Consider the following 20,301-nt stretch of genomic DNA (forward strand, 5'->3'; position numbering starts at 1 on the left):
CATGAACGTGACGAAGCCCGCGACGCAGCGACCAAAGCTGCCCAGCGTCGGCCGTCTGGGATTGGTGGATGCTCTGGCCGGGGCGCGCCTGGCGGAGCTGGGTTGGACCGAACACGATGACCAGGCGCATGTGGATCTGCTCTGGTCGTTATCACGCGCACCGGACGCCGACGCTGCCCTGAAGGTCTTGGTACGGCTCGCCGAGAACCCCGACACCGGATGGGACGAGCTGAACGCGGCGCTGCTCAAAGAACGCAGCCTGCGCGGGCGACTGTTCGCCGTGCTGGGTTCCTCGCTGTCTCTGGGGGACCACCTGGTCGCCAATCCGCAGTCGTGGAAGTTGCTCAGGGGCAAGGTCGCACTGCCATCACACGCGGCGCTGCTCGAGTCGTTCGTGGATCTGGCCGAGGAGGTGGCCGCGGCGCCGGCCTCGGCCGTACATCGATTGCGCGCCCTGCACCGTGACCACGTTCTGGTGCTGGCCGGGCTGGACCTGGCGGCGACGGTCGAAGACGAACCGGTGCTGTCGTTCACCGTGGTGGCCGCGCACCTGGCCGATATCGCCGACGCCGCGCTGGCGGCGGCTTTGCGGCTGGCCGAAAAGACGGTGTGCCGCGACCGCACACCACCGCGACTGGCGGTCATCGCGATGGGCAAATGCGGCGCCCGCGAACTGAATTACGTCAGCGATGTCGACGTCATCTTTGTGGCCGAGCGCGCCGACCCGATCAGCATCCGCGTCGCCGGCGAGATGATGCGGGTGGCGTCATCGACGTTCTTCGAAGTGGATGCCGGACTGCGCCCGGAGGGCCGCAGCGGCGAGTTGGTCCGCACCGTCGAATCGCACATCGCCTACTACCAGCGTTGGGCCAAGACCTGGGAGTTCCAGGCACTGCTGAAAGCCCGGGCGGCGGTCGGCGACGCGGAACTGGGCCAGCGCTACCTGGCCGCGCTGATGCCGATGGTGTGGACCGCCTGTGAACGTGACGACTTCGTGGCCGAGGTGCAGGCCATGCGCCGCCGGGTGGAACAGCTGGTGCCCGCCGATATCCGCGGACGCGAGCTCAAGCTGGGGACCGGCGGGCTGCGCGACGTGGAATTCGTCGCGCAACTGCTGCAGCTCGTGCATGGCCGCAGCGACGAGTCGCTGCATGTCGCCTCTACCGTGGACGCGCTGTCGGCGCTCGGCGAAGGCGGCTACATCGGGCGCGAGGACGCGGCGAACATGATCGCCTCCTACGAATTCCTGCGCCTGCTCGAGCATCGCCTGCAGCTGCAGCGACTCAAACGCACCCACCTGCTCCCCGAATTCGACGACGAAGAGGCGGTGCGCTGGCTGGCGCGGGCGGCTCACATCCGGCCCGACGGCCGTCACGACGCGGCCGGGATGCTGCGCGAGGAACTCAAGCATCAGAACGTGCGAGTGTCGCGGCTGCACGCGAAGCTCTTCTATCAGCCGCTGCTGGAGTCGATTGCCCCGGCCGGGCTGGAAATCGCCGGGCGGGGCATGACGTCGGAGGCGGCTGAGCGCCAGCTGGCGGCGCTGGGCTACGAGGGCCCGCAGACCGCGTTGAAGCATATGGCGGCGCTGGTCAATCACAGCGGCCGGCGCGCGCGCGTGCAGTCGGTGCTGTTGCCCAGGCTGTTGGACTGGCTGTCCTATGCCCCAGACCCCGACGGCGGGCTGTTGGCCTACCGCCGGCTCAGCGAGGCGCTGGCCCCGCAAAGCTGGTATCTGTCGACCCTGCGCGACAAGCCGACCGTGGGTAGGCGGCTGATGCACGTGCTGGGCACCTCGGCTTTCGTGCCAGATCTTTTGATGCGCGCACCCGAGGTGATTCAGAACTACGGTGACAGCCGGACCGGACCCAAGCTGCTCGAGACGGAGCCCGCGGCGGTTGCCCGGGCACTGATCGCCTCGGCGGGCCGATACTCCGATCCGTTGCGCGCCATCGCCGCCGCCCGCACGCTACGACGCCGCGAGCTCGCCCGCATCGGTTCCGCGGACCTGCTGGGCCTGCTCGAAGTCACCGAGGTGTGCCGTGCGCTGACCTCGGTGTGGGTGGCGGTCCTGCAATCCGCGCTGGAGGCGATGATCCGGGCCAACACCCCCGAGGGGGGACGGCCCCTGGCCCGCATAGCGGTCATCGGCATGGGCAGACTGGGCGGCTCCGAACTGAGCTACGGATCAGATGCCGATGTCATGTACGTCTGTGAACCGGCCAGCGGTGTGACCGATGCGCAGGCGGTGAAATGGTCCACCGCGGTGGCCGAGCAGGTTCGAGCAAAACTGGGCACCCCCAGCGTCGATCCACCGCTGGAGGTGGATGCCAACCTTCGGCCGGAAGGCCGCAACGGTCCACTGGTTCGCACGTTGGCGTCCTATGAGGCCTACTACGCACAGTGGGCGCAGGCCTGGGAGATTCAGGCGTTACTGCGCGCGCACGCGGTCGCCGGCGATGCGGAGCTGGGCCAGCGGTTCTTGCTGCTGGTAGACCACACCCGCTATCCGCCCGACGGCGTCTCCGCCGAGGCGGTGCATGAAATCCGCCGCATCAAGGCGCGGGTCGAGTCCGAACGGCTGCCGCGCGGCGCCGACCCCAATACGCACACCAAGCTGGGCCGCGGCGGGCTGGCCGACATCGAATGGACCGTGCAGCTGCTGCAACTGCAAAACGCGCACGAGATCGAGGCCTTGCACAACACCTCGACGCTGGAATCACTGGATGCGATAGCCGAGGCGAAACTGGTCGCCGAGGACGAGGTGAAGCTGCTGCGGCAGGCTTGGTTGACTGCGACCCGGGCGCGCAACGCCTTGGTGCTGGTGCGTGGCAAGCCCACCGACCAGCTGCCGGGACCGGGACGTCAGCTCAACGCGGTGGCGGTGGCCGCCGGCTGGCACAACGACGACGGTGGCGAGTTCCTGGACAACTATCTGCGGGTAACCCGGCGCGCGAAAGCCGTCGTGCGCAAGGTGTTCGGAAGTTAGGGGCTGGTCCGGGTTGGGCGCCGCGTTCGAGGGCTCGAGCGACGACGCTGAGCTGGATCGGGTCGAGGCGACCTACGCACCCCTGGCCGAGGCCGTGCGCGATCTCATCGACGCCACCATCCAAACCCGGGCAGACGAAGAGGGGATCCTGCAAGCGAGGGCCGTGATCGAGGCGGTGACACAATCGCTGCGCCGCGAGCAGAGCGGGCCCTGCGAGGTCAGCTACCGCGGTGACGCGCGCCCGATTCCGCTGGCAAATGCGGTAATCGGCCAGTGCAATCCGATAGCACCGCCGGTGGTTGTCCATCACGATCCCGACGCCGCAGACGGCCGGTGCTGGGCCGAGTTCGTGCTGGGCGCGGCCTACGAGGGTCCGCCCGGCCTGGTGCACGGCGGGGTGTGCGCACTGGTGCTGGATCATCTGCTTGGCGAGGCGGCCAGCCAGGGACGGACCCAGCCCCTGTTCACCGGCACCATCACGGTGAAATACCTGCGCGGCACCCCACTGGGGCCGCTGCGCTGCGAAACCTGGGTGGACCGGACCGAAGGGGTCAAAGCCTTTGCACGCGGATTTCTGTCCGACGCCGAGGGAGTCACGGCGCAGGCCGAGGGGGTCTTCATCAAACCGGCTTGGGCGCGGGAGGTCCCGTGAAGTTCTACGTCAGCAGCGCCTTCCTCAACACCCCGGAGATCATCGAGATCGCCAAGGCCGCCGACGAGCTGGGCTATGACGGCATCGGGATCCCGGACCACGTGGTCAACCTGGAGACCTTGCAGACCCCCTACCCCTATACCAAGGACGGGCAGCGGCGATGGCAGCGGTTCACCGACTGGCCCGACCCCTGGGTCCTCGTGGGTGCGCTTGCGCAGGTGACGCGGCGGCTGAAGTTCGTCACCACCGTGTACATTCCCGCGATGCGCAACCCCTATTCGGCGGCGAAAGCCATTGGCACTGCCGCACTTCTGGCGTCGGGACGGGTCGAGCTGGGCGTCGGCGTCGGCTGGTGCGCCGAGGAATTCGCTCTGATGGGGGAGCAGTTCGCGGCCCGCGGCAAACGTACCGACGAAATGCTCGCCCTGATGAAGCGGCTGTGGGAACCGGGCTGGACGGAATTCGAGGGTCGGTTCTACCAAACTCCGCGCCTGGAGATGCAGCCAACTCCGCCGCCCATTCCGATCTACGTCGGGGGGCTCAGCGACATCGCATTGCGCCGCGCCGTCCGCTACGACGGCTGGATCGGAGACTTGATCAAGACCGAACGGGCCATCGAGGCGGTGGGCAGGTTACGCGAACTGCGTGCCGAAAACGGCTTGCCGGTAGATGATTTCACCATCCTGACGCCGCTGACCGATGTCTTCACCCCCGCCGACTACCCGCGTGCCGAGGATGCCGGCATCACCGGGATCATCACCATGCCGTGGATGTTCTACACCGGGCCGGACGCCGGGTTGGACGCGAAGATCGACGGCATGGCGCGATTCCGCAAGGACCTTTCGCTCGACGGCTAGCCCTGGCGCGGACGGCCAATCCGGCTTTTTGGGTCGGTCGCCGGTCAGGGCAGCCCAGCCACCCCATCCGAGCCGAACACCGCGCCGCCGGCGCCACCCGTGCCGCCGGCGGCCGGCGTCGCGCTGAATCCGCCGTTGCCGCCGTTCCCACCACTGCCGACCAGCCGGGCGTCGCCGCCGGCGCCGTCATCGTCGGCGTCGCCGCCGGCGCCACCGCTTCCGCCGTCACCGATCAAAGCCGCGTTGCCGCCGTTGCCGCCATTGCCACCGTCGCCGGTGTTGCCGCCCTGGCCCCCGGCGCCGCCGGCCCCGCCATTGCCGACCAGCCCGGCGCTGCCGCCATTGCCGCCGGCCCCGCCGTTGCTGCTAACGATTACGGTATCGAGAAAGCTGGTTCCGCCGGCCCCCCGCTGCCACGGGCTCCGGCATCTCCGAACAGACGCCCGCCGTTGCCGCCGGCCCCACCGGAGCCGCCGTCGTTGATGGCGCCGGCCCCGCCGCCGCCGGAGCCGCCGCTGCCGAACAGCCAGGCGTCGCCGCCGGCCCCGCCGGAGTCGCCTCGTCCACCAGCGCCGAACCCGCCGTTGCCGCCGTCACCGGCCGCGCCGAAGAGCAACCCGCCGGTACCGCCGATGCCGCCGGTACCGCCGCTGGCGAACCCGCTGGCCCCGCCAGCGCCGCCCGCTCCACCGTCACCGAGCAGTCCGGCGGAGCCCCCGGTCCCGCCGGTGCCACCGGCCCCGCCGGCGGTGATGGGGCCACTGAACCCGCCGTTACCCCCGACCCCGCCGTTGCCGTAGAGCCTGCCGCCCTGGCCACGGGCGCCGCCGTGGCCACCGACCCCAGAGTACCCGACGGCGTTGCCACCGGTGCCGCCGCTGCCACCATTGCCGATCAGCCCGGCCCCGCCGCCGTCGCCGCCGGCCCCGCCTTCGCCGAACCCGCCCACACCGCCCTGGCCCCCGACGCCGCCGGTTCCGGAGATCAGGCCCGCGTTGCCGGCGGCGCCACCGGCAACGCCGACCCCAAAGAAGCCGGTGCCGCCCAGACCGCCGTCGCCGCCGACACCGAACAGTCCGGCGTTGCCGCCGTCACCGCCTTGCCCGCCCAGGGGGCCATCGCCGAATCTGCCGGTGCCGCCGGTTCCGCCGGTGCCGATCAGCCAGCCGCCGGCCCCACCGGCCCCACCGGCCCCACCGATACCGTCGTTGTCCACGCCCATGCCGGTGCCAGTACCGCCGGCTCCGCCGCCACCACCGTGCCCGTAGAGTCCGGCGTTTCCGCCGGCACCACCTGCACCGCCGAAACCGGACAACCCGGTTCCGCCATTGCCACCGGCCCCGCCGGCGGAAATCGACAGGGCACCGGCGCTACCGCCGTCCCCGCCCAAACCACCGATACCGGAGGTCCCCGATCCACCCGCCCCGCCGGCACCGCCGGCCCCGAACAACAACCCGCCGACCCCGCCGGCACCACCGGCACCCCCGTTGAGGCCACCGGAGCCGCCCGGACCGCCGGCGCCGCCGTTGCCGAAGAACAGGCCGCCGGCCCCGCCGGCGCCCCCTTGGGTCTGGCCCGTCCCGCCGGCACCGCCGGCGCCACCGTTGCCGAAGAGCCCGGCCCGCCCACCGGCTCCACCGTCTTGACCGCCAGCGCCGGACCCACCGGCTCCGCCGCTGCCGAACAATATTCCGCCGTCGCCGCCGGGTGCCCCGGTTCCTGGAGCGCCATTGCTGCCGTTGCCGATCAGCGGCCGCCCAAACAACGCCTGCGCGGGTGCGTTGACTGCGGCAGGCATGTTCTTGAGCAGGGACGCAGCGGTGAGATCGGTAGTTGTGTAGCTGGCCGCAGCCGCGTTGACGGTCTGCACAAACCGGTCATGAAACGCCGTCGTCTGCTGGCTGATCGACTGATATCCCAAGCCGTGCGAATTGATCAGTGCGGTGATCGCAGCCGACACCGCATCGGCGCCGGGCTGGATGACTTCGGTGGTCGCGAGGATCGCATTGGCGTTGGCGGCGTTGATCGTCACGCCGATATTCGCCAAATTCCTTGCCGCCGAGGCAAACTCTTCTGGTGCCGCAATGACATACGACATGTGCCCCCCCGGTTCGGTTAGGAACAGTCAGAATTCAGCAAGCCAGAGTCGACGAGCCGTGCTGAGCAGAGCCTAATCGATGGCGTGGATCCGCAAGCGCGATTGCCGGCTGTCGCCGGCCCTTGCGACGCACGTCTCGCGAGGGTGGCACCGCGCGACTCCGGCGCGAAAAACAGACAACCCGCTTGGCGACCGGTGAGGGTCGCCAAGCGGGTTGCTGTACCCGGTGTGTGTTACACGACTTGGAAGCGCGCTAGACGTCTCTAGCAGTCATAGTAGAGCGCGAACTCGTACGGGTGCGGCCGCAGGTTGACCGGCTCGATCTCGTTCTCGCGCTTGACGCTGATCCACGTCTCGATCAGGTCGGGGGTGAATACGCCACCCTCCGTGAGGTATTCGTGGTCAGCCTCGAGCCGGTCGATCACCGCAGCCAGCTGGGTCGGGGCCTGCGGGATGTTTGCGGCTTCCTCCGGCGGCAGCTCGTAGAGGTCCTTGTCGACCGGCGCCTGCGGCTCGATCTTGTTCTTGATGCCGTCCAGGCCGGCCATCAACATCGCCGCGAACGCCAGGTACGGGTTGCCCGACGAGTCGGGGCAGCGGAACTCGAGGCGCTTGGCCTTCGGGTTGCTGCCGGTGATCGGGATACGCACACAGGCCGAGCGGTTGCGCTGGCTGTAGACCAGGTTGATCGGGGCCTCGTAGCCGGGCACCAGCCGCTTGTAGGAGTTCACCGTGGGGTTGGTGAAGGCCAGCAGCGAAGGCGCGTGGTGCAACAGGCCACCGATGTAGTGGCGAGCCGTGTCCGACAGGCCGGCGTACCCGGTCTCGTCGTACATCATCGGGGTGCCGTCCTTCCACAGCGACTGGTGGGTGTGCATACCCGATCCGTTGTCACCGAAGAGCGGCTTGGGCATGAAGGTCACGGTCTTGCCGGCCTGCCATGCGGTCTGCTTGACGATGTACTTGTAGAGCTGCATGTCGTCCGCGGCGTGCAGCAGCGTGTTGAACTTGTAGTTGATCTCGGCCTGCCCGCCGGTGCCCACCTCGTGGTGACCCTTTTCCAGGCTGAAGCCGGCGTTGATCAGGTTGGTCAGCATCTTGTCGCGCAGGTCGACGTAGTGGTCGACCGGCGCCACCGGGAAGTACCCGCCCTTGGGGCGGACCTTGTATCCGAGGTTGGGGCCGCCGTCGGCTTCGTTGGCTGCGCCGGTGTTCCACCACCCGGAGATGGCGTCCACCTCGTAGAACGACCCGTTGGTGCGCGAGTCGAAGGCCACCGAGTCGAAAATGTAGAACTCGGCCTCGGCGCCGAAGTAGGCGGTGTCGGCGATGCCGGTGCTGATCAGGTAGTTCTCGGCCTTGCGGGCGACGTTGCGCGGGTCGCGGGAGTAGGGCTCAAGGGTGAACGGGTCATGCACAAAGAAGTTCAGGTTCAGCGTCTTGGCTTCGCGGAACTGGTCGATGATCGCGGTATCGGGGTCCGGGAGCAGGAGCATGTCGGACTCGTGGATCGACTGGAATCCGCGGATCGAGGAGCCGTCGAAGGCCAGGCCCTCCTCGAAAACGGCCTCATCGAAGAAGGAGATCGGAATCGTGAAGTGCTGCATGACACCGGGCAGATCGCAGAACCGCACATCGACAAACTCGACGCCGTCGTCTTTGGCGAGTTTGAAGACGTCGTCGGGCGTCTTATCCGTCACTGAGTGCTCCTTTTTTGCTTAGGTGATTCGCGGCCGACGCTATGGAGGTGTTGTTGCCCGCCAGTCAACCCCGTGTTGCGCGGACGTTACGCGACCATCAGCCCCGGCATCAGCCCCCGGCTTCTGGCCGAGTCCTATTGTGAAGCCATGGCCCGCAAGATCGTAACTGGTCCGTCGATGACAATATCCCCGCCAGCCGTCGGCCGGCTCGCTGGGAAGCACAACCATGCGAGCGGACCGGGCCGATGACCACAGAATCGTCCACCAGCTATCCGGGTAAGACGCTCGGGTTCCCGAGAACCGGGCCGGGATCGCTTGCTGGAACGGGGCGCCGGCTGGCTGCGCTGTGCGTCGACTGGCTGCTGGCCTACGGTCTGGCCCTGCTGGGCGTGGGAGTCGGTGCCTGGCCCCAGGCGATGTTGTCGACGGTGGTCCTGGTGATCTGGCTGTTGATGGGTGTATTGGCGGTACGCCTGTTCGGATTCACGCCAGGCCAGTTGATGCTCGGTCTGGCGGTGGTGAGGCTGGATGGGCGGATGCCCGTCGGGGTCGGCCGTCTGGCCGGACGCGGACTGCTGATCGCCCTGGTGGTCCCGCCGCTGTTCACCGATGCCGATGGGCGCGGGATCCACGACCGGCTGACGGCCACGGCGGTGGTGCGGCGCTGAGACCGCGCCCCGGTCCGTGGCGGTCTGGCCCGGGCAGAGCGTGTGCGCAGCTACCTGCGGCGCACCGAGCGCTGGACACCGCGCATCTTGCCGGCGTTGGGCAACGGCCCCTTCGGCAGCGCGCCGGCGCCGGCCCGTGACCCCAGCGCGGCCAGTCGCGACTCCAGCGAGTCCAGCTGCTTGACCGTGATGTTGGCCGGAAGGCGGGTGAGGTGGCGTTCCAACTTGGCCAACGGAATTTCGCCGTCGCCGTTGCCCACGATGATGTCGTAGATCGGTACCTCGCCGACCAGGCGAGCGGTGCGCTTCTTCTCCTGTGCCAGCAGCGGTTTGACCCGGGCCGCGGATCCCTCGCCGACCAGAATCACGCCGGGCCGGCCCAGCACCCGATGTACGACGTCAAAGTGGCCGGTCGCGGCGACCCCGGGGCTCACGCGCCACTTGCCGCGCAGGTTCTCCAACGCCCAGGCGGCCGCACCGGTCTGGCCTTCAGCTTTGCTGTAGACCGCCCGTTGAGCGCGGCGGCCGAAAATGATGAACGCCACCAGACCGCCCAGCAGCAAGCCGAACGGGATCATCGTGATCATGGTGAGCCCGCCGGCCCACACCCCGACCGCCACCGAGATGCCCACGATCAGGACGAAAGCCCCGATCATGTAGGGCAGCAGTCGCTTGTCTTCCTTGCGCTGCAGGTTGAACGCCTGCCAAAGCTGGGTGCGGCGTTCCCGGGCGGCGGCCTTACGGGCCGCCTTTGCCTCGGCCTTGGCGGCCTTGTTTTCAGCGGAATTTCGGGATCTGGCCATAGTTGTCAAGAATACGTAGGCACTGGCTACCTTGAGTTCGAGGCTCCCGAGGTGTTGCGGGACCGGGCCTGCTCGTAGAGCCGGCCCGCCCGGTAGGACGAGCGCACCAGCGGACCGGCCAACACCCCGGCGAAGCCCAGCCCCTCGACGTACTGGGCGAACTCGACGAACTCCTCGGGCCGTACCCAGCGCTCGACCGGGTGGTGGCGCGGCGACGGGCGCAGATATTGGGTGATGGTGATGATGTCGCAGCCGGCATCATGCAGATCGACCAGCGCGGTGCGCACCTCCTCAGGGGTTTCCCCCATACCAAGAATGAGGTTGCTCTTGGTCACCAGGCCGAACTGGCGGGCCGCGGTAAGCACGTCCAGGCTGCGCTGATAGGTGAAGGCGGGCCGGATCCGTTTGAAAACCCGTGGCACGGTTTCGACGTTGTGCGCCAATACCTCCGGGCGGGCCTCGAAGACTTCGCCAAGCTGATCAGCTTTGCCGTTGAAGTCCGGGATCAGCAGCTCGACGCCGGTGGACGGGTTGAGCTCCTTGATGGCGCGCACGGTCTCCGCGTAGAGCCAGGCGCCGCCGTCGGGCAGGTCGTCGCGCGCCACGCCGGTGACGGTGGCGTAGCGCAAGCCCATGGTGTGCACACTCTCGGCGACGCGGCGCGGCTCGTCGCGATCCAGCGGGGCCGGTTTTCCGGTGTCGATCTGGCAGAAGTCACAACGTCGGGTGCACTGGTCCCCGCCGATCAAAAACGTGGCTTCCCGGTCTTCCCAGCATTCGAAGATGTTCGGGCAGCCGGCCTCTTCACACACCGTGTGCAGGCCCTCGCGCCGAACCAGGTTTTTCAGCTCGGTGTATTCGGGCCCCATGCGGGCGCGGGTGCGGATCCACGGGGGTTTGCGTTCGATAGGGGTCTGCGCGTTGCGCACTTCCAGGCGCAGCAGCTTGCGGCCCTGCGGAGCCGCAGCGCCGGCGGCACCGGGCTCCGGAGCGACATTCACGTTGATGATGCTACGCGGGCGCCCGGGTGGTCGCGGACCGGCAGGGCTCCGTCCAACGCATTGCAGACGGCGTCGGCGACCGCGCCGCGGACCTCCTCGACGCCAACGGTGCGGCCAAGCTCGGCCGACAGCGAGGTCACCCCGGCATCGGAGATGCCACACGGCACGATCGCGGTGAACGCGGCCAAGTCGCAATCGCAGTTCAGCGCGAAGCCGTGCAGCGTTGTCGCCCGTGACACCCGGACACCGATGGCGGCGATCTTGCGCTCCGGGCGCCCGGATCCGGCCGGTATCCACACCCCGGACCTGCCCTCGACCCGTCTGGTCTCCAAACCCAAGTCGAGACACACCTTGATCAGCGATTCTTCGAGGCGCCGAACGTAATTGACCACGTCGAGTGGCTGGGCCAAACCGATGATCGGATAGCCGACCAGCTGGCCTGGGCCATGCCAGGTGATCTTTCCGCCGCGGTCTGTGTCTACGACATCTATCGCCTCGTCCCCGGCAGCGCTCGCAAAGACGGGGCCGGGCCGTTCGTGCGGCTCGGTCCGTCGTCCGGCGGTGTAGACCGCGGGGTGTTGCAGCAGCAGCAACGTGTCGGGGTCGCCGGCGACGCGGGCGGCGGCCAGGTCGCGTTGCATCTGCCAGGCGGTCTGGTAATCGACGCTGCCAAGTTGGCGCACGTCGATTCCAGCCGTGCTGGAGCGGATTGACCCGGTCACAGATGCGACGTTACCCGTAGCAGCCGGTCACCCGCGGGCGTGGTGTGCCAGGTCCCGGCCCTGGCTGTCGACCGTCTTGAGAATCCTTTCAGAATCCGCCAGGGCGCGCCGCTGACGCTGTGGTTGACCGCACCACTGGATGCATCGGAAGGACGCCGCAGTGATCGCTGCCCAACCCGGACCGGGCGTGCCAGCCAGCGATACGGCGCTGCGGCGCCTGGTCAGCCACGCCGCGCGGCGCAGTCCTACCGCGACCACCGCGCTGAGGCTGGTGCGGCGGTGCGTCGCTGGTAATCCCCGCCTTTTGGCGGCGGTCACCGCGGTGCAGCTGGTCGGCACCCTGGCGGCGTTGTACTTGCCGGCCGTCGACGCCAGGATCATCGACCGCGGCATCGCCCAGGGGGACACCGCCACAATCATCAGGCTGGGGGCGGTGATGCTGGCCGCCGGCGGAATTCAGCTGCTCTGCTCGGTGGCCGCGGTCTACCTCGGCTCGCTGGTCAGCATGGGGTTCGGGCGTGCCCTGCGCCGGGAGCTGTTTGACCGGGTGACCGGTTGGTCGATGCTCGAGGTGTCCAGGTTCGGAGCCTCCTCGCTGCTGACGCGCACCACCACCGACGTACAAACGATCGAGTCGACGCTGCAGCAGTACATCACGACGCTGATCGCAACCGTGATAACCGGCATCGGCGGGGTCGTGATGGCGGCGCACGAAGACGCCGCCCTGTCCTGGGTGCTGTTGGTGGCGGTTCCGGTGTTGGCGGCGCTCACCTCATGGATCATGTCGCACCTGATCGCCCACGAGCGCGGCCTGCAGAAACTCTTCGATCGAATGAACCAGGTTGTACGCGAACAGCTTTCGGGCATCCGGGTGGTCCGCGCCTGCGCTCGCGACGGGTTCGAACGGGGCCGGTTCGGCCAAGTCAGCGCCAGCTAATCGCGGACCGCGCTGGCCGCCGATCGGTGGCAGGCCCTGCTGGCGCCGGTTGCCACCCTGGTGATCAGCCTGTCCAGCGTTGCGCTGGTCTGGTTCGGCGCGACGGCCATCGACGCCGGCCAGATGCGGGTGGGGCAGCTACTCGCTTTCATGCTGTATGCGATGCAGATCTTGGCCGCGGCGTCGATGCTGTCGAAAATACTGGCCAACATGCCGGCGGCGGCCGCCAGTTTTGAGCGGATCAATGAGGTGCTATCGACCGACGCCGGCCTGGCCTCGACACCGGCCCGAGCTGACCATGGTGGGGGCGCGCCCGCCCGCGATGATGCCGTCATCGGATTGCACAACGTGAGTTTCGGCTATCCCGACGCGGACCGGGCCGTGCTGCGTGACGTGTCGTTCACCGCCGCGCCGCGCAGTGTGACGGCGATTGTCGGCGCCACCGGTTCGGGCAAGTCGACGATGATCTCACTGCTCACCGGGCTCTATGACGTTACCGGTGGATCGGTACGGGTGAACGGAGTCGACGTGCGCGACTGCGATCCCGAACAGCTGCGCTCGATCGCGGTGGTCCCTCAGGGCGGATACTTGTTCGCCGGGTCGGTTGCCGACAATCTGCGCTACGGCAAGCCCGACGCCACGAACGCCGAGATGTGGGAGGCGTTACGCATCGCGGCCGCCGACGGATTCGTGGCCGCCCACCCCGACGGCCTGCAGATGCCGGTTGCGCAGGGCGGTGTCAATCTCTCCGGTGGCCAGCGACAGCGGCTGGCCATCGCCCGCGCCGTCATCCGCCGGCCCTCGGTGTATCTGCTCGACGATGCCTTCTCGGCGCTGGATGTGCGCACTCAGCGCGATGTGTGGGCCGCACTGCGCGCCAGTTGCCCCGACGCGGCGGTCATCACGGTGTCGCAGCGAGTTGACGCGGCGGCCGAAGCGGACCAGGTGATTTTCCTGCACGGCGGCTCGGCCACCGGCTCACGCGCCCCAATGGACGCCCACGAGTCGCTGCTGGCCGATTGCCCGCGCTACGCCGAGTTCGTCGCGGCCCAGGCCCCGGCATAACCCGGACACGTCCCTGAACCGTCTTGAACCGGCCTGAACCGGTGTCGAGCCGGTCCAAGGGGATCTGCCACGCGAAACCCGGCGTCTCAAGAATGCATGCAGAAGCCGACAAGGGACACGTTCGACGCTGGTGGCGGCGATAAGCGAATTCGGTCATCGAGCTGGGGAGGGACGTGACAGTGATCGGCCACCAACATTGGCCCCGGTTCCGGCGCGGGTGTGCCGCCGTACCGGCACGGCGCGCCGGGACCGCCGCACTTCTGTGCAAACGGCTGCTGGCCAGTCGGGGCCTGATGGCCGCCGTCGTCGTGCTGGCCATCGCGGGCGCCGCGATCGATGTGATTGCGCCACGGCTGCTCGGGCACGCCACCGATCTGCTGTTCGCCGGGATGATGGGTCGTCAGCTGCCCGCCGGCACGACCAAGGAGCAGGCGGTGTCGGCGGCATACTCGCGGGGCGACGGCACCGTCGCGCACCTGTTGTCCACGATGGACGTGGTGCCGGGCGTGGGTATCGACTTCACCGCCATCGCCCACACCCTGCTGGTGGCCGCGGCCCTGTTCTGCGTTTCCGCATTGCTGGTCTCGGTCCAAGCCCAGCTGCTGAAGATCGCAATCCAGAAAATGATGGAGCGCCTGCGCACCGAGCTCGAGGAGAAGCTGCACCGGCTCCCACTGTCCTATGTCGACGCGCACCGGCACGGCGAGCTGCTCAGCCGGGTCACCAACGACATCGATACCGTTCAGATGGCTCTGAAGCAGACCGCGAGCGCGCTGCCCACCACGGTGCTGACCGTGCTGGCGGTACTGGTGATGATGGTGACCATTTCCCCGCTCCTGGCGGTGCTCACGATGGTCACCGTGCCGATATCGGTGCTGGCGAGTCGCTTCCTCCTGCAGCGCTCCAAGCAACTACGGGTGGCCCGGGCCGCCGATATCGGTCGGCTCAACGCGGCGGTCGAAGAGATCTACAGCGGGCTTGCCGTGGTCCAGGCTTTCGGCCATCAGACACCCGTGCGCGAACAATTTGCGCAGATCAACGACGATGTCTACCGCACCAGCTCGGGTGCGCAGTTCATCTCGGGGCTGATCTCTCCGGCCACCACGTTCGTCGGCAATCTGGGCTACCTGGTGGTGGCGGTGGTGGGCGCACTGCAGGTGACGTCGGGCAGCCTCAGCCTCGGCACCATCGAGGCGTTCATCCAGTACGTGCGCCAGTTCAACCAGCCGGTAACCGACGTCGCGACCAGGTACGACGTGTTGCAGGCCGGGTTTGCCTCCGCGGAAAGGGTTTTCGAGCTGCTCGATGCGCCTGAACAGCAAGACGACCCGGGCCTCGAGTTGCCCGCAGTCGGTGCTGGGGGTGGCCGGGTCGAATTCGACCAGGTCAACTTTGGCTACCAGCCGGGCAGGCCGGTGCTCGAGGATCTGTCCCTGGTGGCCGAGGCGGGCAAGACGGTCGCGATCGTTGGGCCCACCGGGGCGGGCAAGAGCACGCTGGTGAATCTGTTGATGCGGTTCTACGAGGTGGACTCCGGACGGATCCTGATCGATGGAGTGGACATCGGCACCGTCGACCGCGATTCGCTGCGCTCTCGGATCGGCATGGTCCTGCAGGACACCTGGCTGCTGGCCGGCGCCATCGCCGAAAACATCGGCTACGGACGTCCCGAAGCCAGCCGCGAGGAGATCATCGCGGCGGCCAAGGCGGCACATCTGGACGAGTTCGTCTGTGGCATGCGTGACGGCTACGACACCTGGGTGAGCGAGGACGGCGGCAACCTCAGCGCCGGCGAAAAGCAGCTGATCACCATCGCTCGGGCATTTCTGGCGGGTCCGCAATTTCTCATCCTCGACGAGGCCACCAGTTCGGTCGACCCGGGCACCGAGGCCCTGATTCAGCAAGCGATGACCGAACTTCGGCGTGGCCGAACCTGTTTCGTTATCGCCCACCGTCTGTCGACGATCCGCGACGCCGACGCGATCCTCGTCATGGAGGCAGGGCAGGTCGTCGAACAGGGGACTCACCGACAGCTGGTGGCCCGGCGCGGCAGCTACTTTCAGATGATGCAGGCCGCCGGCATGTGCGTGGCGCCTCGGCCGGGACGGGCCGACGATGGCGGTGCACCGTGTTGCGACGGTGCGCGTCGGCACCCCCGGTCCCGGGTGAGCGAGGCGCATCACCGGCCGGTGAACATACCCCGGACCGCCCTGGGCCCCGGATTGCGTCGCGCACCAAGACGTCACATGTTCTGATCGGCGATTCCGTCAGGTGCCGAACGTGATTCGGCGCGGCAGGAATTCGGCGGACCGCGTGGGTAGTTGATGTGCTGTCACAACACCGGGCTACAGCGATACCCTGCGTGTAATGAGCTTCATCGAAACTGTCAGTCGGATAGGCATGGCCATCGACGGCATGGGCGTCGCGGTGATCATGCTGGGCGCGGTGGTCTCATCGGGGCTCTTCGTCGCCCACCTGCCGCGCAGGCCGGACCGCGCCTATCGGGAGTTCCTGCAAAATCTCGGGCGATCCATCCTGATCGGCCTGGAGCTGCTGGTGGCCGGCGACATCATCAACACGATCCTGGTGACTCCCAACGGGGAAAGCATTGCCGCGCTAGCCGGTGTCGTGGCGATCAGGACCTTTCTGGGCATCTCGCTCACCGTCGAGATGACGGGTCGATGGCCCTGGCGGCAGCCGACGGTGTCACCGGAGACCACCGCCGCTGGGGGCCAACTCGACGCGGCTGCCGACAGCTAGCCAGCACGCCGGCGTGGCTGCCCGCTATCGTTGGCTGCCGGCCAGCAGCTTTTCGCAGTCCACCGAACGCATCTCCATCATCAGCGCCATGTTCTGCTGTGGGTCCACCGGCGCATCGATGATGTGGACACCGCCGGCCGCGGCGGCCTGATCGAGCACCTCGCGGAACCGGGCTGGATCATCCAACCGGTGACTCGTCGCCCCGTAACTGTGGGCGAAGCCGACAAAATCCGGATTGGTGAAGTCCACCCCGTACCTGCCGAAGCCATCGGACATCTGCTTGAGGGCGATCATGCCCAGACCATTGTCGTTGAACACGACGATGATCAGATCCAGCCCGAGGTGAACCGCCGTTTCCAGGTCTTGACTGTTCATGGCGAATCCGCTGTCACCGGTCACCACCACCACCTTGCGATCGGGATGAACCAGCTTGGCGGCGATCGCGGCGGGCAGGCTGATGCCCATGGACCCCAGCGCATGGTCGATCAGCATCGTGTTGGGCTGGCGCGCGTTGAAGTTGCGGGTCGCCCACATCATGTGGATGCCGTTGTCGAGCGACAGAATGTCATCGTCGGCCATGAAGTCACGCAGCGTGGCGATCAGGTACCCCTGTTTGGCCGGGAAAGACGTGTCGGTCGAGGCGCGTTTGATGCTGTCCTGCATCGCCTTTGCGAGTCGGTGGAAGCCAGCGTGGTCCCACGCCGGATTGGGGCAGAGTTGCTCGGTCAGCCGGTGCAGCGCGTCTGCCATGTCGCCGACGACCTGCCCCTGCGGGAAGTAGCTGTTGTCGCCCTGGGCGGCGAACGGATTGAGGTGGATGACCGTGCGCCCGTCATCGGGTTGCATGAAGAAGGTCGGCTTCTCCAGGACGTCGTGACCAACGTTGAGAATGACATCCGCCGTCGTGATGGCGCAGTTGGGATAGTCACCCGGCATGATCGAACAACCGAGATAGCGTGGATCGTCCTCGTTGGCGACGCCCTTGCCCATCATGGTTGCCACGAAGGGGATCTGGGTCTTCTCGATGAGCGCGCGCACCGCCGCCGCCACCGCGGGCCGATTGGCGCGGGTGCCGCCGCCGACCATGATCAGCGGCCGGCGGGCGTCACGGATCAACCGGGCCGCGGTCTCAATGCTGTCCTGCGTGGCTACCGGAATGTCGCCGTGCCAGCATGGGACCAGTGGCCCGAGTTCGGTTTCTCTGGCCACGTCGTCGGGAAGTTCCAGGTGCGCGGGCCCCTGACGCTCACCCAGCGCCGACATCATCGCCTGGCGCAGCAACGATCCGGCCATTGGTCCGGACGGGATCTTGGCGGCGAACTTGGTGATGGGCCGCATCACATCGACGACGTCGACAATTTGATACTGCCCCATGCGGTTGTCGCGCACCGCCTTTTGGCCGGTGATGACGAGCATGGGCATGGCCGTCAGATAGGCGTGGGCCACCGGGGTGGTCAGGTTCATCGCGCCCGCGCCAAGTGTTGACATCGCGACAGCCAGCTTGCCGGTGAGGCGCCCATAGGCGGCGGCCGCAAAGCCCGCCGCCTGCTCGTGGCGGAACAGGATGAACTTGATCCGCCCGTCGTTGCGCAGCGCCTCCATGAAATGCAGGTTCTCATCGCCCGGGATCCCGAACACGTACTCCACGCCCTCGGCCGCAAGCGCCGCGACGATCTGTTCGCTGGTGTTCGACGGCGCCATCAGAGTTCACCGCTGCCCTGACGCAGCACCGTCTCGGGATCTTCGGATTTCAGGCTTTCCTTGACCTGGTCCATCTTCTTCATGATGTTGTGTGCCTTGGTCAGGATTGCCTCGGCCTGATCGCCGGGGATCACCACGGCCGTCGAACCCTTGGCGAAGATCACATCGCCGGGAACCACGGTGACGCCGCCGATCGCTACCGGAACGTCGGCCAGGTAGGGCTGGATCTCGTTACCGCCCCCGCGCGCCGTTTCCCCGTGACAGTAGGTCGCGAAGTTGTAGGTGCTCAGCTCCTCGAAATCACGCAGCATGCCGTCAGCGAGAATGCCTGCCATGCCGAGGTTTTCGACCCGACTGAGCTTGGTGCCGCCGCCGAGTGAAGTCTGGTGGTAGCCGTTGGATGCCATCACCAGCACGGCGCCGGCAGGGTCATGTTTGGCGACGGCACGGTAGATCGCCGGACCGAGGCTGTCCTTCTCCGGGTCCATCAGGTCCTTGCGTACCGGCAGAAAGGAAATGGTGACCGCGGGGCCGACGAGCACAAGGTCCGGGTCTGGGCTGTCAAGTTCGATGATGTGGGCGCGATGCGCATAGGTCATCATCATGGCGTCGACGACGTCGGCGACCCCGAGGCCATCCACCAGTTCGGTCAGCTGCATGACTTCGTCCTACCCTTCTATTCGAAAGCGGCTATTCGGTGGGCATCATGTTCAGCAATAGGCTCACCACCGGAATCATCCGCCCCATCGCGTTGGGGACCAGGTTTTCCAGCGAATCCTTCACTGCTGCCGCGGTTTCGGGGTCAGGCGGCTCGGTCGGCCCGAGTGCACCACTGACCGTGACCCCCCGGCGTCGGCCGTCGGCGAGCACCGCGTCGATCGCCGTCAGCAGTGACCCGTCATCGTGCAGCGGGCGCAACGCGGCGTAGTAGAGCACCAAGAAGCCTGGCCAGTGCGCCAGGTTTCGCGGCAGGCTGACCTGCACGTCTTTGGCCTTGCCGCGGGCGCCGATCAAGTTGACCGTGCGCACCATCTCGGCCACGTGTGAGGGCATCTGATCGAAATTCAACCTCGTCGGGGCGGGCGTGCCGGCGCCGTGCCGCGGCGGTTGCTGGGCCGGGGAGCGGCCGGTTGGCCTTGTCCGTCCAATCGCGCCATGATGGCCGAAAAGGAAACGATGTTGAGCGGATTGCCGCGGTCGTAGCCGATCAGCGCGGCACGGATCGCCGACTCACCCTCAGCGTTGATGCCCACCGACCGCAGGGCGGCCCGGCTGAACCGGGGGACTGTCGGCAGATCCTGCGCCTCGCGCAAGGCGTCCGCCTGCCCGTACACCGCGTCGTTGGTGTAGAGCGGTTTCATCGTTTCCCAGGTCCAGCGCAACCCACCCGGAATGGACTCGATGTTGCGCCAGATCAGATTGACGAATGACATTCCAAGCGTCTCGCGGATGTCCGCGTAGAGCTCGGCAATTTCACCCGTCGCCTCGGCCTCGCCGACGCTTGGAACCGGATCTCCGGACGGCTGCATGGCAAATTCCCTTATCTCCCAGGGATAGAAGATCAGTCCGGCATGTTCGCACGCATGTAGTCGATCGCAAGCTTCATCGCAGCCACCTTGACCTTGTTGCGTTCCATCATCTGTGCGTTCAGCTGCGCGATGTTGACGGAATATGGGTTCTTCCGCAACAGCTTTGCCGCGAAAAGCAGATTGGTGGCGGTCAGCTCGACATTGCGGCGCACATAGGGCGACAGCTCGCCGCCGGCCTCGATATAGCTCGCGCCCGGACCTGCGTCACCGACCCAATACAGATCGGTGTTGGGTGGCACCGTCGCCCCGAAGTGCAGCAGGTTACCGAAAGTGTTGGCCACACAATCGTGGCTGCCGTCCTCATTGCCCGTCACCACGATGCCGGCCACCGACCCGTAGAGCGGGAACTGCCCGGTTTTTTCGCACATCACCGTCTTCGTGGTGCCGTCGAGGCGCTCGATCACTCGCTGCATGACCGACGATCGCACACCCATCCAGATCGGCATGGCGGGCACGATGATGTTGGCACGCTTGACCTTTTCCAGGATCAGCGGCCACTCGTCGCCGTCCCCCTCGTCATTGCCGACTCCCGGCTTGACGTCGTAGTCGACGACTCGGACTATCTCGGTCTCGATGTCGGGCTCGTGGGCCTTGAGCCGGTCGATAAGCAGATTGCACAATGCTTCGGTATTCGATACTTCCGGGCCCTTTTTCAGGGTGCAGTTCAGAAAGAGCGCGTAGAGCGGCCCTTCCTTTTTCATCCAGGGCTCCGGCGTTGTTGATTAGCAGGCTTGTGAGCTGGGTTGATGATCTTTGGTG

General features: G+C 67.1%; 17 protein-coding genes and 1 pseudogene. 7 read left to right on the forward strand and 11 right to left on the reverse strand.

Translation table 11 applies throughout. The annotated features are described in order from the left end of the window. The first annotated feature begins 1 nt into the window (after position 1). Genes SHTP_RS10145 through SHTP_RS10155 form a run of 3 tightly spaced genes read left to right on the forward strand, consistent with a single transcriptional unit; the run spans position 2 to position 4,498 of the window. Positions 2–2,989, forward strand: a complete 2,988-nt coding sequence (locus SHTP_RS10145) for a bifunctional [glutamine synthetase] adenylyltransferase/[glutamine synthetase]-adenylyl-L-tyrosine phosphorylase (RefSeq protein ID WP_096370504.1) — start codon at positions 2–4, stop codon at positions 2,987–2,989. A 13-nt stretch (positions 2,990–3,002) separates the two neighbouring features. Further along, on the forward strand, positions 3,003–3,641 hold the full coding sequence (locus tag SHTP_RS10150; RefSeq protein ID WP_096370505.1) for a PaaI family thioesterase: 639 nt from the start codon (positions 3,003–3,005) through the stop codon (positions 3,639–3,641). After that, positions 3,638–4,498: a TIGR03619 family F420-dependent LLM class oxidoreductase gene (locus SHTP_RS10155; RefSeq protein ID WP_096370506.1), complete on the forward strand. Its 861-nt coding sequence runs from the start codon at positions 3,638–3,640 to the stop codon at positions 4,496–4,498. The genes SHTP_RS10150 and SHTP_RS10155 overlap by 4 nt, the downstream gene beginning before the upstream one ends. Before the next feature lie 44 nt (positions 4,499–4,542). Here the strand turns inward: SHTP_RS10155 and SHTP_RS29980 are convergent, their stop codons facing one another. The 3 genes from SHTP_RS29980 to glnA form a co-directional block, all read right to left on the reverse strand. After that, positions 4,543–4,734, reverse strand: a complete 192-nt coding sequence (locus SHTP_RS29980; protein ID WP_276527063.1) for a PE-PGRS family protein — start codon at positions 4,732–4,734, stop codon at positions 4,543–4,545. A gap of 137 nt (positions 4,735–4,871) precedes the next feature. After that, positions 4,872–6,596: a PE family protein gene (locus tag SHTP_RS10160; protein ID WP_276527064.1), complete on the reverse strand. Its 1,725-nt coding sequence runs from the start codon at positions 6,594–6,596 to the stop codon at positions 4,872–4,874. A 263-nt stretch (positions 6,597–6,859) separates the two neighbouring features. After that, entirely contained in the window at positions 6,860–8,296 is a 1,437-nt protein-coding gene (glnA, locus tag SHTP_RS10165) for a type I glutamate--ammonia ligase (protein WP_096370507.1), read from the reverse strand. A 245-nt stretch (positions 8,297–8,541) separates the two neighbouring features. Here glnA and SHTP_RS10170 point away from each other — a divergent pair, with 245 nt between their 5' ends. Further along, positions 8,542–8,964 (forward strand): RDD family protein, encoded by a 423-nt coding sequence (locus SHTP_RS10170; RefSeq protein ID WP_012394942.1) that lies wholly within the window; start codon positions 8,542–8,544, stop codon positions 8,962–8,964. Positions 8,965–9,014: 50 nt separating this feature from the next. On the opposite strand, the gene SHTP_RS10175 is transcribed toward SHTP_RS10170, so the two are convergent. Genes SHTP_RS10175 through lipB form a run of 3 tightly spaced genes read right to left on the reverse strand, consistent with a single transcriptional unit; the run spans position 9,015 to position 11,490 of the window. Beyond that, positions 9,015–9,767, reverse strand: a complete 753-nt coding sequence (locus tag SHTP_RS10175) for a DUF4191 domain-containing protein (RefSeq protein ID WP_096370508.1) — start codon at positions 9,765–9,767, stop codon at positions 9,015–9,017. Positions 9,768–9,793: 26 nt separating this feature from the next. Then, positions 9,794–10,768, reverse strand: a complete 975-nt coding sequence (gene lipA / locus SHTP_RS10180; RefSeq protein WP_096370509.1) for a lipoyl synthase — start codon at positions 10,766–10,768, stop codon at positions 9,794–9,796. Beyond that, on the reverse strand, positions 10,765–11,490 hold the full coding sequence (gene lipB, locus SHTP_RS10185) for a lipoyl(octanoyl) transferase LipB (RefSeq protein WP_096370510.1): 726 nt from the start codon (positions 11,488–11,490) through the stop codon (positions 10,765–10,767). Before lipB ends, lipA begins: the two co-directional genes overlap by 4 nt. A gap of 160 nt (positions 11,491–11,650) precedes the next feature. On the opposite strand from lipB, the pseudogene SHTP_RS10190 reads away from it, so the two are divergent. The 3 genes and pseudogenes from SHTP_RS10190 (at position 11,651) to SHTP_RS10200 (ending at position 16,252) form a co-directional block, all read left to right on the forward strand. Next, a pseudogene (locus SHTP_RS10190) lies at positions 11,651–13,492 on the forward strand (ABC transporter ATP-binding protein). 179 nt (positions 13,493–13,671) lie between these two features. Next, positions 13,672–15,747, forward strand: a complete 2,076-nt coding sequence (locus SHTP_RS10195; RefSeq protein ID WP_157756304.1) for an ABC transporter ATP-binding protein — start codon at positions 13,672–13,674, stop codon at positions 15,745–15,747. 112 nt (positions 15,748–15,859) lie between these two features. Then, on the forward strand, positions 15,860–16,252 hold the full coding sequence (locus tag SHTP_RS10200; protein ID WP_096370511.1) for a DUF1622 domain-containing protein: 393 nt from the start codon (positions 15,860–15,862) through the stop codon (positions 16,250–16,252). Between the two features lie 24 nt (positions 16,253–16,276). On the opposite strand, the gene SHTP_RS10205 is transcribed toward SHTP_RS10200, so the two are convergent. The 5 genes from SHTP_RS10205 to SHTP_RS10220 are packed head-to-tail and all read right to left on the reverse strand — an operon-like array spanning position 16,277 to position 20,243. Further along, positions 16,277–17,953 (reverse strand): acetolactate synthase large subunit, encoded by a 1,677-nt coding sequence (locus SHTP_RS10205; RefSeq protein ID WP_096370512.1) that lies wholly within the window; start codon positions 17,951–17,953, stop codon positions 16,277–16,279. Continuing rightward, positions 17,953–18,612 (reverse strand): RraA family protein, encoded by a 660-nt coding sequence (locus tag SHTP_RS10210; protein ID WP_096370513.1) that lies wholly within the window; start codon positions 18,610–18,612, stop codon positions 17,953–17,955. The genes SHTP_RS10205 and SHTP_RS10210 overlap by 1 nt, the downstream gene beginning before the upstream one ends. Before the next feature lie 31 nt (positions 18,613–18,643). Continuing rightward, positions 18,644–19,006, reverse strand: a complete 363-nt coding sequence (locus SHTP_RS28790) for a hypothetical protein (protein WP_231991349.1) — start codon at positions 19,004–19,006, stop codon at positions 18,644–18,646. An 11-nt stretch (positions 19,007–19,017) separates the two neighbouring features. After that, positions 19,018–19,482 carry a halocarboxylic acid dehydrogenase DehI family protein gene (locus SHTP_RS28795; protein ID WP_231991351.1) on the reverse strand — a complete coding sequence of 155 codons (465 nt, stop codon included), beginning with the start codon at positions 19,480–19,482 and terminating at the stop codon, positions 19,018–19,020. Positions 19,483–19,514: 32 nt separating this feature from the next. Continuing rightward, entirely contained in the window at positions 19,515–20,243 is a 729-nt protein-coding gene (locus SHTP_RS10220) for a flavodoxin family protein (protein WP_096370514.1), read from the reverse strand. Between the last annotated feature and the right edge of the window lie 58 nt (positions 20,244–20,301).

Origin of the sequence: Mycobacterium ulcerans subsp. shinshuense (assembly GCF_002355775.1) — a bacterium.
Taxonomy (GTDB): domain Bacteria; phylum Actinomycetota; class Actinomycetes; order Mycobacteriales; family Mycobacteriaceae; genus Mycobacterium; species Mycobacterium marinum.